General features: G+C 73.8%; 10 protein-coding genes and 1 pseudogene. 4 read left to right on the top strand and 7 right to left on the bottom strand.

Translation table 11 applies throughout. The annotated features are described in order from the left end of the window. Window positions 1-76: 76 nt before the first annotated feature. Window positions 77-1,261 (top strand): PAC2 family protein, encoded by a 1,185-nt coding sequence (locus ABZX96_RS35495; RefSeq protein ID WP_355552886.1) that lies wholly within the window; start codon window positions 77-79, stop codon window positions 1,259-1,261. 95 nt (window positions 1,262-1,356) lie between these two features. Here ABZX96_RS35495 and ABZX96_RS35490 read toward each other — a convergent pair whose 3' ends face one another. From ABZX96_RS35490 to ABZX96_RS35470, 5 genes are all read right to left on the bottom strand, one after another. After that, complete coding sequence (locus ABZX96_RS35490; protein WP_355552883.1) at window positions 1,357-2,295, bottom strand: superoxide dismutase; 939 nt, start codon at window positions 2,293-2,295, stop codon at window positions 1,357-1,359. Window positions 2,296-2,527: 232 nt separating this feature from the next. After that, complete coding sequence (gene mshC, locus ABZX96_RS35485; protein WP_355552880.1) at window positions 2,528-3,757, bottom strand: cysteine--1-D-myo-inosityl 2-amino-2-deoxy-alpha-D-glucopyranoside ligase; 1,230 nt, start codon at window positions 3,755-3,757, stop codon at window positions 2,528-2,530. A 264-nt stretch (window positions 3,758-4,021) separates the two neighbouring features. Further along, window positions 4,022-4,819 carry an SCO1664 family protein gene (locus ABZX96_RS35480; RefSeq protein ID WP_355552914.1) on the bottom strand — a complete coding sequence of 266 codons (798 nt, stop codon included), beginning with the start codon at window positions 4,817-4,819 and terminating at the stop codon, window positions 4,022-4,024. A gap of 116 nt (window positions 4,820-4,935) precedes the next feature. After that, window positions 4,936-5,526: a DUF3090 domain-containing protein gene (locus tag ABZX96_RS35475; RefSeq protein ID WP_355552877.1), complete on the bottom strand. Its 591-nt coding sequence runs from the start codon at window positions 5,524-5,526 to the stop codon at window positions 4,936-4,938. 222 nt (window positions 5,527-5,748) lie between these two features. Then, a complete protein-coding gene (locus tag ABZX96_RS35470) occupies window positions 5,749-6,447 on the bottom strand; it encodes a histidine phosphatase family protein (protein WP_355552875.1) in 699 nt (232 codons plus the stop codon). A 279-nt stretch (window positions 6,448-6,726) separates the two neighbouring features. Here ABZX96_RS35470 and corA point away from each other — a divergent pair, with 279 nt between their 5' ends. Further along, window positions 6,727-7,713 (top strand): magnesium/cobalt transporter CorA, encoded by a 987-nt coding sequence (gene corA / locus ABZX96_RS35465; RefSeq protein ID WP_355552873.1) that lies wholly within the window; start codon window positions 6,727-6,729, stop codon window positions 7,711-7,713. A 187-nt stretch (window positions 7,714-7,900) separates the two neighbouring features. Here corA and ABZX96_RS35460 read toward each other — a convergent pair whose 3' ends face one another. Together ABZX96_RS35460 and ABZX96_RS35455 are read right to left on the bottom strand one after the other, a co-directional pair. Beyond that, window positions 7,901-8,686, bottom strand: coding sequence for a ferritin-like domain-containing protein (locus tag ABZX96_RS35460; RefSeq protein ID WP_355552870.1), 786 nt, complete (start codon window positions 8,684-8,686; stop codon window positions 7,901-7,903). A gap of 317 nt (window positions 8,687-9,003) precedes the next feature. Then, window positions 9,004-10,053, bottom strand: a complete 1,050-nt coding sequence (locus ABZX96_RS35455; protein ID WP_355552867.1) for an LLM class F420-dependent oxidoreductase — start codon at window positions 10,051-10,053, stop codon at window positions 9,004-9,006. A gap of 127 nt (window positions 10,054-10,180) precedes the next feature. Here ABZX96_RS35455 and ABZX96_RS35450 point away from each other — a divergent pair, with 127 nt between their 5' ends. Both ABZX96_RS35450 and ABZX96_RS35445 read left to right on the top strand, forming a co-directional pair. Further along, window positions 10,181-11,161, top strand: a complete 981-nt coding sequence (locus tag ABZX96_RS35450) for an aldo/keto reductase (RefSeq protein ID WP_355552864.1) — start codon at window positions 10,181-10,183, stop codon at window positions 11,159-11,161. Next, a pseudogene (locus ABZX96_RS35445) lies at window positions 11,158-12,070 on the top strand (hypothetical protein); the annotation flags it as partial. The gene ABZX96_RS35450 and the pseudogene ABZX96_RS35445, both read left to right, overlap by 4 nt.

The raw sequence follows: 12,070 nt of genomic DNA, 5'->3' as shown, positions 1-12,070 counted from the left end.
AGGCTTGGGACGCACGCAATGGAACTGTCGCCGGTGGCCGCCCTCAGCGGTCGTGCCGGTCGGAAGGAGGCGCTGGGTGATCGAGCTCGAGGGGGTTCCCGAGCTGGTCGACCCGGTCATGGTGGCCGCGTTCGAAGGCTGGAACGACGCCGGCGACGCCGCCTCCGCCGCGGTCGCGCACCTGGACCGCGAGTGGAAGGGCGAGGTCTTCGCCGCGCTGGACGCCGAGGACTACTACGACTTCCAGGTCAACCGTCCGACCATCTGGCTGGACAACGGAGTACGGAAGATCACCTGGCCCACGACCCGGCTCTCCGTCGTCCGGGTCGGCGGTGACAAGCCGCGCGACCTCGTCCTGGTCCGCGGCATCGAGCCGAGCATGCGCTGGCGTTCGTTCTGCAACGAGATCCTGGGATTCGCCCACGAGCTGGGCGTGGAGATGCTCGTCATCCTGGGGTCCCTGCTCGGCGACACGCCGCACACCCGGCCGGTGCCGGTCAGCGGCGTCACGTCCGACCCCGACCTGGCGCGCACCATGGACCTGGAGGAAACGCGGTACGAAGGCCCGACGGGCATCGTCGGCATCCTCCAGGAGGCCTGCACGCACGCGGGCGTACCGGCGGTCAGCCTGTGGGCCGCGGTGCCGCACTACGTCTCCCAGCCGCCCAATCCGAAGGCCACCCTCGCCCTCCTCAACCGCCTGGAGGACCTGCTCGACCTGCGCATCCCGCTCGGCGAGCTGAGCGAGGACGCGCGCGCCTGGCAGCTCGGCGTGGACCAGCTCGCCGCCGAGGACAGCGAGGTGGCGGAGTACGTCCAGTCGCTGGAGGAGGCGCGGGACACCGCCGAGCTGCCGGAGGCGTCCGGCGAAGCGATCGCCCGCGAGTTCGAGCGCTACCTGCGCCGCCGGGACCCGCACACCTCGGGCCGCGCCGGCACGTCCCGCGGCACGCCCTCGGACCAGCCGGACCAGCCGGACGCGTCCGCCGCCCCCTCCGACAGGCCGGACCGAGCGGAACGAACGGACCGGACCGACCGAGCCGACGGATCGGCCCCGGCGGAAGGAACGGCGGACCGCCCGGCGACCACGGACACCGAAACCCCCGACGAGGCGCCCGCCACGGAAGCAGCGGCGTGCGACGCCGGTGACGAGGACGCCCCCGAGCAGTCCGGCGCCGATCACCCCGGCACCGAGCGCGCCCCCGGCCACGAGGCGGACCGCCCGGACCGTGACGGCGGCCCCGAAGGCCACGCGAGCTGACGCCCACGGTCGGTCCCACCCCGCGGAAGGGATGGGACCGACCGAGCGAAGCCTCCACCGCGCCCGAATCCGGTCACGGGCTCCCGGCTCCCGCCTCACACACGCGGTACCGCCACCGCCGTGTACGGCGTCGTCGGCGTCGGGTCCGTGGTCAAGCGGGCGTTGGGCAGGTAGATCCGGTTCCCGCAGGCCGCCGCCGTGGTCGGGATGTCGAAGCGGGGATCGGTGATCCGGTCGATCGCCTTGCCCCGGGTGCCCTCCGCGTCCAGCAGCAGCACGTCCACGGCGTTCTGTTGCTGTTGCACCACGTACATCGTCCGCCCCAGGAGCAGCAGCCCGTCACCGTTGACGAGGCGGGGGCCGGTGTGCGGCACCTTGCGCGCGTCCCCGGTCCGCGGGTGGACGCGGAAGAGGGCGCCCGCCACGACATTGACGACCAGGAGGGCGCCGCGGTCCGGGGTGCGCTCGATGCCGTTGGCGGTGAAGTCCGGCCCCTGCACCCACTCGCCCTTCAGGGGCAGGGTGACGATCCCGTCCGCGCCGGGCAGTTCGCCGTTCCGGCCGAGCGGCAGCACGTACAACTGCGGCAGGTAGGAGTCGGTGAAGTAGGCGGCGTCCGGCGTGAGGACCACGTCGTTGACCACGGTGCTCGGACCGCCGACGGGGTACGTGGCCAGGGTCCTGCCCTCCCGCGCGTCGACGACGCGCAGTTCGCCGGACCCGGCGATGAACAGCCGCCCCCGGCGGTCGATCTTCAGGCCGACGGACGGTTTGCCGCTGCCCTCGGCGACGACGGCGCCCCGGCCCGTCACCAGGCTCGCGCGGTAGACCGACCCGTCCGCCAGGGACCCGAAGTAGGCGTACGGCCCTTTGCCGATGGCGATGCCCTCGGGCTGGAAGCCGTCCGGCAGCCTGATCGTGGCCGGCCAGGTGCCGGCCGCGCGGGCGCCGGAGGCGAGGGGTCCCAGTACGGCGCCCACGCCCAGCGCCGCCCCGGTGGCGAGCAGGCTTCGACGGTGCGGGGAACGGTCCACGGCATGCGTCCTTCCGACGGGTCCGGGCGGTGGTGGTGCGAGGCCCGGTCGTCGACGTGGCGTGGTCCGGCGGGCGCGCTCCGACGACAGGGCCTGGTGCGGACCCACCCCAGCACATCCCCGCGCCCCCGGAGCCCACCCCGACAACTCCTCCACAATCGAACGGGGGCGCTCCCCGCGGCACGGAGCCGCTGGAGGAACGCCCCCGGGAGCCGGGAAGGCGGGAGAGCCGTCAGAGGGCCACGCCGAGCAGCGCGTCCACCGCCCGCGAGACCAGGCCGGGCGCGCCGGTGTCGGTCCCGCCGGCGGAACGTTGCGCCTCGGCCCAGCGGTCGACAGCCGCCAGCGCGGCCGGCGAGTCGAGGTCGTCCGCGAGCGCGTCCCGCAGCTCCTCCAGGAGCGCGTCGGCGGACGGGCCGTCCGGGCGGGAGACCGCGGCGCGCCAGCGCGCCAGCCGCTCCTCGGCCTCGGCCAGCACCTGGTCCGTCCACTCCCAGTCGGCGCGGTAGTGGTGGGCGAGCAGCGCGAGGCGGATGGCGGCCGGGTCGGTGCCGTCCCGGCGCACCCGGGAGACGAAGACGAGGTTGCCCTTGGACTTGGACATCTTCTCGCCGTCCAGGGCGACCATGCCCGCGTGGACGTACGCCTTGGCGAAGGGGTACTCGCCGGCCAGCGCCTGCGCGTGCGAGGCGCCCATCTCGTGGTGCGGGAAGATCAGGTCCGAGCCGCCGCCCTGCACGTCGAAGCCCATGCCCAGGTGCTCCAGGGCGATGGCCACGCACTCGATGTGCCAGCCGGGGCGGCCCTGGCCGAGCGAGCCGCCGTCCCAGCTCGGCTCGCCCTCGCGGGCGGCCATCCACAGCATCGGGTCGAGCGGGTTCTTCTTGCCCGGCCGCTCCGGGTCGCCGCCGCGCTCGGCGGACAGCAGCCGCATCGCCTCGGCGTCGAGCCCGGAGACCTCGCCGAAGTGGGCGTCGGCCTCGACGGAGAAGTAGATGTCGCCGTCCAGCTCGTAGGCCGCGCCCACGTCCCGCAGCCGCTCCACGAGCGGCACGATCCCCGGTATGGCCTCGACGGCGCCGACATAGTTCTTGGGGGGCAGCATCCGCAGGGCGGTCATGTCCTCGCGGAAGAGGGCGGTCTCGCGCTCGGCCAGCGCGGTCCAGTCGTCCCCGGTCGCCTGCGCCCGCTCCAGCAGGGGATCGTCGACGTCGGTGACGTTTTGCACATAGTGCACCAGGCGCTTCGAGTCGAGCCACACGCGCTGGACCAGGTCGAACGCGTTGTAGGTCGCCGCGTGCCCCATGTGGGTCGCGTCGTACGGCGTGATGCCGCAGACGTAGATTCGGGCGACGGGACCGGGGGTCAGGGTGACCTTTCCGCCGGTCGCGGTGTCGTGGATCCTCAGGTCGCGGCCCTGGCCAGGCAGGGCGGGGACCTCAGAAGCGGGCCATGCATGCATGTCTTGAGCGTAACCGGACGCAGCTTCCGGATACGAACCGGAGCGCGGATCTTGGCTGAACAGACAATCCCGGGATGGCGCCGCCGGAGGCGTTTGTTCCGAGGGCGGGTGCTGTGACCAGGGGGTATGCGGCCCCGTCCAGAGGGCCTGCGAGCCCGCGCTCATCCCGGCGCCCGCGCACCGGGCCCCACAAGGCGCGGCGCCGGGTCGGCCGCGTTCACGCGCCGAGGCCCGGCACCCCACCCCAGACCAGCCGCCCCGCCCTCAGACCGGCGGCCACGGAATCGGCGGCCAGTTCCCGCTCGGCTCCGGGTGCAGGCCCGTCCGCAGCAGGTTCGCGACCCGCTCGCGCAGCGCCTCGATCTCCGCCGCCGTGATCAGCCCGGCGAGCCGGCCGGCCAGCGGGCAACCGGGCGCCAGCTCGTCCGCCAGCCGCCGCAGCACGTCCACCGCCTCCTCGGGCAGCGGGTCGCCCGCCCAGCCCCACAGGAGGGTGCGCAGCTTGTCCTCGGCGTTGAAGGTGACGCCGTGGTCGATGGCGTACAGGCGTCCGCCGGCGGCGGGCAGCAGGTGGCCGCCCTTGCGGTCACCGTTGTTGATCACCGCGTCCAGGACCGCGAGCCGCCGCAGCCGCGCGTCGTCGGCGTGCACCAGCAGCGCCGTGCGCCCCGCGCCGACCTGCGCCGTGCCGACCGCCTTCCATCCGGGGCCCGGCTCCTCGTCCTCGGTCAGCGCCAGCAGCCCGTCCCCTTCCCCGGGCACGGCCTCGATCCACTCCTGGACCATGCCCCGCCCGTAGGGGCCGTCCCGCAGGACCGTGGTGGGGACGAGGTCCCAGCCGGTGGCCCGGGACACCTCGTAGGCGGCCACCTCGCGCTGGGCGAGGGTGCCGTCGGGGAAGTCCCACAGGGGCCGCTCCCCGGCGACCGGCTTGTAGACGCAGGTGCCCGTCACGCCCTCGTACGCGACCGTGCAGTACAGCACGGCGTTGGACGCCTCCCTGACCTGCCCGCGCACGGTCAGCTCACCGTGCACCAGGACGCGCTCGGGCAGCCCGCCCACGGGGCGCGCGGGGACTCCGTTCGGGTGATCGGCGGCCACCGCGACCGGTGCCTCCCCGGCCCCCGCCTCCTCCGGTCTCGCGCCCCGTCCGTTCACCTGTGACGGCTCCGAGGCCGTCAGGCGCCCCGTCGGTATCCGTTCTGGCGCGGACATACGTGTCCCTCCGGGTCGAGCGGCAGGCTGCACAGCGGGCAGGGCGGGCGCCCCGCGTTGACGACTTCCAGCGCGCGCTTGGCGAACGCCCTGGCCATGGGGCCGGTGAGGCGGACGCGCAGCATCGGCGGGCCGTTCTCGTCGTCCTGGAGGAGGCGTTCCTCGGCCTCGGCGAGGTCCTCGTCCGTCTCGACTTCCAGTTCGACCAGCGCCTGCGCCTCGACGATCATGCGCTGTTCCTCGCCGTCCCAGGCCAGCGCCATGGTGCCGACCCGGAACTCCTCCTCCACGGGGGACTCCAGCGGGGCGGTGTCGGCCATGTCGGCGGGCGCGACGGCCGGGACGGGCGCGTTGCCGCCGCTGCGGCGCACCACCTCGTCCAGCAGCTCGTCGATCCGCTCGGCCAGCGCCGCGACCTGGGTCTTCTCCAGGGCCACACTGGTGGTACGACCGGCCTCGCTCGCCTGGAGGAAGAAGCTGCGGCGGCCAGGCAGCCCGACCGTACCGGCCACGAAGCGGTCCGGCGCGTCGTAGAAGAACACCTGACGGGACAACGTCCTAGCTCCGTTTGCTCGACTGCGGGGTCACTGCGGGCACTGCTGTTCTTGCGCGTACTGCTGTTCCTGCGGGGACCTCGGTTCTCGCGGGTACCGCTGTCCTCGCGGGCGCTGCCGTTCTCGCGCTTGTCCGTGCGGTCGGCGCGTCGCCGCGCTCGGTGCGCGGATCACCGGTACGCGGGCGGGCGGCGCCGTCGCCCACCCTACTGCGCGTGCTGATCACGATCCTCCCGAGCCACCGCCGACGGCCGCGTCACGGTCGTCGGCCGCGGAGGTCCCGTCCTCGCGCGGCGCCAGGCCGGCGAAGTCGCCGGTGTCCCCGAGCCGCACGAGGTACGGCCGCAGCCGCGTGTACCGGATCGCGGTCACCGAGCAGGGCTCGACGGAGATCCGCTGGAAGAGGTCGAAGTGCGCACCGAGGGCGTCGGCGACCAGGGACTTGATGACGTCCCCGTGCGAGCACATGAGGTACACGGCCTCCGGGCCGTGCTCGGCCTCGATCCGGGCGTTCCAGTCCCGCACCGCGTCCACCGCGCGGGCCTGCATCCCCCGCATCGACTCGCCGCCGGGGAAGGCCGCCGCGGAGGGGTGCCGCTGGACGACCTCCATCAGGGGCTCGTCGTTCAGCTCGGCGAGTTTGCGGCCCGACCAGTCGCCGTAGTCGCACTCGTTGACGCGCTCCTCGACGTGCAGGGGCAGCTCCGGTCGCTCGGCCAGAAGGGGGCGCAGGGTCTCGTGGCACCGCTGGAGCGGGCTGGTCACCGCCGCGGCCAGCGGAATCCGCGCCAGGCGGCCGGGCAGCGCGGCGGCCTGGGCGACGCCCTGGTCGTCCAGCGCTACGTGCGGCGTCCGGCCGGCGAGCACGCCGGAGGTGTTGGCGGTGGAGCGGCCGTGCCGCACCAGGATCAGCGTGGGCATGGCAGCCAGCCTACGTGTCTCATGAGGGTTCCTAGCACGCGCGTTCCCCATCCGCCCTTCCTGACACGCGCGTTCCCCCCTTTCCCGGCCCCGGGGTCACCACGCCGCCCCCGCTTCGTACGAGGACGGCCGCGCGCCCGGATCCGTTCCCACGCCCCGGCCCGCGCGCCCGCGTGCGCCGCCCTTCCGCGCTCCGCCACGGGCCGGGCGGAACCGGGCGCGCCCCGGCCCCGGCCGCTGTTCCTGGCACGGAGTGGAACGGCGCGCCACAATGCCCGTGTGATCGTCGATTGCGCCGTCTATCAAGAGGGACACCGGACCGAAGGGCGGGCAGAGGACTTCTCCGACGCCCTGGAGATGGCACGCGCCGAAGGCCACTCCTTCCTGTGGCTGGGCGTGCACGAACCGACCCAGGAGGAGTTCGAGCGGATCAGCAGCGAGTTCGGGCTGCACCCGCTCGCGGTCGAGGACGCGCTCAAGGCCCACCAGCGGCCCAAGTTGGAGGTGTACGACGATTCGCTGTTCATGGTGCTCAAACCCGTCCTCTACGACGACGCCGCCGACACCGTCACCTCCACGGAGCTGATGCTCTTCCTCGGCGACTCGTTCGTCGTCACCGTCCGGCACGGCGAGGGCAACCCGCTCGCCGCCGTGCGCCGGCGGCTGGAGCAGGAACCGGGCATCCTCAAGCAGGGCCCCACCTCGGTCCTCTACGCGATCAGCGACGCGGTGGTCGACCAGTACATCGACGTGGCGGGGCAACTCCAGGTGGACCTGGAGGAATTGGAGACGGAGGTGTTCTCACCGGACCGCACGGACACCAGGGACGTGGCGGGCCAGATCTACGCGTTCAAGCGCGAGGTCCTGGAGTTCCGCCGCGCGACCAATCCCCTGGTCGAACCGATGGCCCGGCTCCAGAGCGCCGGAGTGCCGTTCGTGCACGACGAGGCCCGGCCGTTCTTCCGGGACGTCGGCGATCACCTGACGCGGGCGACGGAGTCCGTGGAGGGCCTGGACCGGCTGCTGTCCGACATCCTCTCCGCCCACCTCGCCCAGGTGGGGGTGCGCCAGAACGACGACATGCGCAAGATCTCCGCCTGGGCCGCGCTGGCCGCCGTACCGACCCTGATCGCCGGCATCTACGGCATGAACTTCGACCACATGCCCGAGCTCACCTGGACGTTCGGCTACCCGGGCATCCTGCTGATCATGGTGACGATCGAGCTGTGCCTGTACCGGACGTTCAAACGGCGGGGGTGGCTGTAGGGGCGGGGAACGGGACGCCGGCGTCCGTGCGGTCGGGCCGGTGACGCTTTCGGGGCCGTTGAACCTGCCGAGGGCGCGTCACGGGAGTGGCCGGGGAAACGGAACCCTGGCGTCCGCCCGGCCGGACCGGTCGTTCAATCCCCCAGGGCCCGTCACAGGAGCGGCCGGTGAAACCGGAGGCCGTCCCTCAGGCGAACTCCGGCGATGCCGCCGGTCCTCCCAGCGCGTCCCGCCGCTCCGGCATCCGCAGGCGCACCATCCGCCGCCAGCCGCCGAGCCGTTCGTAGGCGTACACGGCCCGGATGCCGGCCGTGAGCACCCCCGTCTTCAGGCCCCGCCAGCCCAGGATCCGGCCCATCCGCCGCATCACCGCGATGCTGACGTCCCGGTAGACGACGATCTCCGCGAGCGCGCACGCGCGCAGGATCCGCCGGATCGTCGGCCCGTGCCCGGCCGCGGCCAGCCGGAGGAGTTCCTCGTGGCAGTAGGCGAGGTGGTTCTCCTCGTCCTGGCAGATCATCCGGACGGCCTTGCCCACCTCGGGGTGATCGGCGAAGTACGTCTTGAGCATCACCATCTGGTCGGCGGCCCGCTGCTCGGTGACCCGGCTGTGCGCCAGGTAGGTGATGATGTCCGCTTCCGTCAACCGCTCGTCGCGGCGCAGCTTCTCGTGGGTCAGCCCGATGCCCCGGCGCTCCAGGAGGGCGGTGTAGTCGGTGTCCTCGGGGACCTCGACCGGGTCCATGCCGCGCTTGCGCAGCAGTGCCAGGAAGATCCGCCCGTGCTTGTCCTCGTCGGCGCCGTGCCGCGCCACCTTGGGCACCATCGCGCGCTGCGACTCCGGAAGGAGCGTGGCGATCCGCCCGTTCTCCCAGCCCCCTTGCGCCTCTCCACTGGCCGCGATGGAGCAGAACAGCCGGTACGACTCGTCGTTGTCGAGGATTTCCTGGAACAGACTCCTGGCCGAGAGCATCAGCGTCACCTCCGCACAACTCACCCGCAAAGCGCAAGTAAAGTGCCAAACTGCCGCCACCGGCAACACTCTGGTCGGCCAACTCCCCCGAACGTGTGGCCCATCGACGACCCGGCACGTCCGGCACGGCCCTCGCCCGACACCACCCGGCGCGCTTCCACTCCTCCGCGCTCCCGGCCCGGCCCGGCCCGCGGCTGCCCGAAGTGAGCGATCCCCCTCTCGGCGGCCGGGAACGAGCACCCGGTCACGCTCCCGACCGACGAGGGGGACGGCACCGGCAGGGGGTGAGCAGGGCCGCCCCGCCCACCCCCACGTCCTCAGGCCAGCCCGGCGCGCTCCAGCGCCTCGACGCCCGCGCGGAGGGCGGCCAGCCGCTCCTCCAGCGTGAAGCCCGCGGGGGAGAGCGTCAGCGTCGTCACCCCGGCGGCGGCGTACGCCTGCATGCGCTCGGCGATCCGCTCGACGGGGCCCAGGAGGGTGGTGGAGTCGATCAGCTGGTGCGGGACCGCGGCGGCGGCGCCGTCCTTGTCGCCGGCCAGGTACTTGTCCTGGATCTCGGCGGCCTCCTTCTCGTACCCCATCCGCTGGGCGAGTTGGTTGTAGAAGTTCTGCTTGCGGCTGCCCATGCCGCCGACGTAGAGGGCGGTGTACGGACGGAAGACGTCGGCCAGCGCGGACACGTCCTCGCCCACCGCCAGCGGCAGGGTCGGACAGACGTCGAAGCCCTCCATGGTGAGGCCGGCCTTCTCGCGGCCCGCCTTCAGGTGGCGCAGCGCCGTCTCCTCCAGGTGGTCGGCGGAGGGGAAGATCAGCAGCGCGCCGTCCGCGATCTCGCCGGTCTGCTCCAGGTTCTTGGGGCCGATCGCGGCGATGTAGAGCGGGATGTGCTCGCGCTGGGGGTGCACGGTCAGCTTCAGCGGCTTGCCGGGGCCGCCGGGGAGCGGCAGCGTCCAGTGCTGCCCCTCGTAGGACAGCCGCTCCCGGGTCATGGCCTTGCGGACGATCTCCACGTACTCACGGGTGCGCGCCAGCGGCTTGTCGAACTTGACGCCGTACCAGCCCTCGGAGACCTGCGGTCCGGACACGCCCAGGCCGAGCCGGAACCGGCCACCGGACAGCGAGTCCAGGGTCGCGGCCGTCATGGCCGTCATGGCGGGCGTGCGGGCCGGGATCTGGAAGATCGCCGAGCCGACGTCGATGCGCTCGGTCTGGGCGGCGACCCAGGAAAGCACGGTCGCGGCGTCGGAGCCGTACGCCTCCGCGGCCCAGCAGACGGCGTAGCCGAGCCGGTCCGCCTCACGGGCCACCGCGAGGTTGTCCGCGTCCATGCCGGCACCCCAGTAGCCGAGATTGATCCCGAGCCTCATGCCGCTCCCCTTACTGATCAGTAACGTCGCTGTTGCCGGGACTCTAGCGCGGGCGGTCGCGCGGCGTCACCGTCAGGTTGTCCACAGGTGCCGTGAACCGGGCTTCCGGCCAGTAACCTCGGAGCCCATGGAGCAAAGGCACCTCGGCCGCACGGGCCTGCGCGTGTCCCGCCTCGGCCTGGGCACCCTGACCTGGGCCCGGGACACCGGCGAGCAGGACGCCGCCGACCAGCTCAAGACGTTCTGGGAGGCCGGCGGCACGCTCGTGGACACCGCGGACGTGTACGCGGACGGCGGCGCCGAGTACCTCCTCGGGCGCCTGGTCGAGGGCTTCGTCCCGCGCCGGGACCTGGTCATCGCCACCAAGGCGGGCCGCGTCCTGGACCCCCACCGCCGCTCCGACGGCTCCCGCCGCCACCTGCTCGCCGCCCTGGACGCCTCGCTGGAACGTCTCGGCACGGACTACATCGACCTGTGGCAGGTGCACGCCTTCGACCCGCACACCCCGCTCGAAGAGACCCTCCAGGCCCTGGACACCGCCGTGGCCAGCGGCCGGGTCCGTTACGCGGGGCTCGCCAACTTCTCCGGCTGGCAGCTCGCCAAGGCCGCCACCTGGCAGCTCGCCGACCCCGCCCGCACCCGGCTGGCGAGCACGCAGATGGAGTACTCCCTCCTCCAGCGCGGCGTCGAACGCGAGGTGCTGCCCGCCGCCCGCGACCTGGGGATGGGGCTGCTGCCCGCCTCGCCGCTCGGCCGCGGGGTCCTCACGGGCAAGTACCGCCACGCCACCCCCGCCGACTCGCGCGGCGCCTCCGCGCACCTCGCGCCGTTCGTCGCCCCCTACCTGGACGAGGCGGCGGGCCGGATCGTCGAAGCGGTCAGCACGGCCGCCGACGGCCTCGCCGCGACCCCCGCCCACGTCGCGCTGGCCTGGGTCCGCGACCGGCCCGGCGTCACCGCCCCGGTCGTCGGCGCCCGCACCGCGGACCAGCTCAGAGCGGCGTTGTCAGTGGAGACCCTTAGTCTTCCTGACGAGATCTGCCGGGCGCTGGACGACGTGTCGGCCCCGGTGCACCACTATCCCGATCACGACTGGAGCACGCTGTGAGTACCGACCGCCTCACCGATGAGGCCGCGCCCGAACGAGAGGCCGCGCCCGGCACCGCACCGACCCAGTCCCCCGCCGCTCCCTCGGGCGCCGAGGGCACCGAGAGCACCGAGAGCGCGGCTGCCGACGCGTCGGGTGAGCGGGAAGCGACGCCCGATATGTCCGCTCCCGCCGACGCGGCTCCGTCCGCGGTCGCCGCCGGGGCATCCCCGTCCACGCCCATCGACGCCGCTCCGGCCGCGGGGGGCACCGAGACGCCCGCGTCCATGCCCCCGGCCACGCCCGAGCCCGGGGAAGCACCGTCGGCTTCCGACGAGACGCCCGCCACATCCGGCGGAACCCCGGCCTCCGCACCCGAGGGAGTCCCGGCCCCCGCTCCGGAAGAGGCACCCGCCGCATCCGAAGGAACCCCGGCCTCCGCCCCCCAGCAAACCCCGCCCCCCGCGCCCGAAGAAGCCCCCGCCGCGCCCGGGAGCGCGTCCCCCGGCCCGTCCGTCCCCCGGCCGGGCGGCGCCGCGGACGGCCCGGCGGCCGGGCCCGGCACCGGGAAGCAGCGCGCCCCCGGTCCCGACGTCACCGCCGCGCTGGCCGCCGCCGTGCGGGCGGTGGAGAGCGGTGAGCGCTCGGCCGACTCCTTCTTCAACGACCGCCCGCGCCCCGCTCCGGCCGCCCGCCGTCCCAGTGGCACGGACACGACCACACCGGCGGCCCGTCCCGCTCCGCCCGCGACGCCCGCGGCCTCGTACCAGAGCGGCGGCAACGGCGCCGCGGCGCAGGGCGCCCGGGCCGCCGGGCCCGGCCCCGCGCACCCGTCCGGCCCCGTCGCGGACCGGCAGCCCGCCGGCCCCGCGGTGCCGACGGCGCCGGTCGCCCCCGGCCTCGACGGCGTGCGGCAGGTCCTCACGGCGG

Source organism: Streptomyces sp. NPDC003077, assembly GCF_040611095.1.
Classification (GTDB): domain Bacteria; phylum Actinomycetota; class Actinomycetes; order Streptomycetales; family Streptomycetaceae; genus Streptomyces.
Note: the sequence above shows the minus strand (reverse complement) of the source record. Positions and strands in the feature narration are given on the sequence as shown.

What these genes read in the sequence shown, in the direction of transcription:
- mshC (WP_355552880.1), bottom strand. Translation starts at nt 3,757, where the DNA reads ATGCATGCATGGCCCGCTTCTGAGGTCCCCGCCCTGCCTGGCCAGGGC.
- ABZX96_RS35470 (WP_355552875.1), bottom strand. Translation starts at nt 6,447, where the DNA reads ATGCCCACGCTGATCCTGGTGCGGCACGGCCGCTCCACCGCCAACACC.
- ABZX96_RS35460 (WP_355552870.1), bottom strand. Translation starts at nt 8,686, where the DNA reads ATGCTCTCGGCCAGGAGTCTGTTCCAGGAAATCCTCGACAACGACGAG.
- ABZX96_RS35455 (WP_355552867.1), bottom strand. Translation starts at nt 10,053, where the DNA reads ATGAGGCTCGGGATCAATCTCGGCTACTGGGGTGCCGGCATGGACGCG.
- ABZX96_RS35450 (WP_355552864.1), top strand. Translation starts at nt 10,181, where the DNA reads ATGGAGCAAAGGCACCTCGGCCGCACGGGCCTGCGCGTGTCCCGCCTC.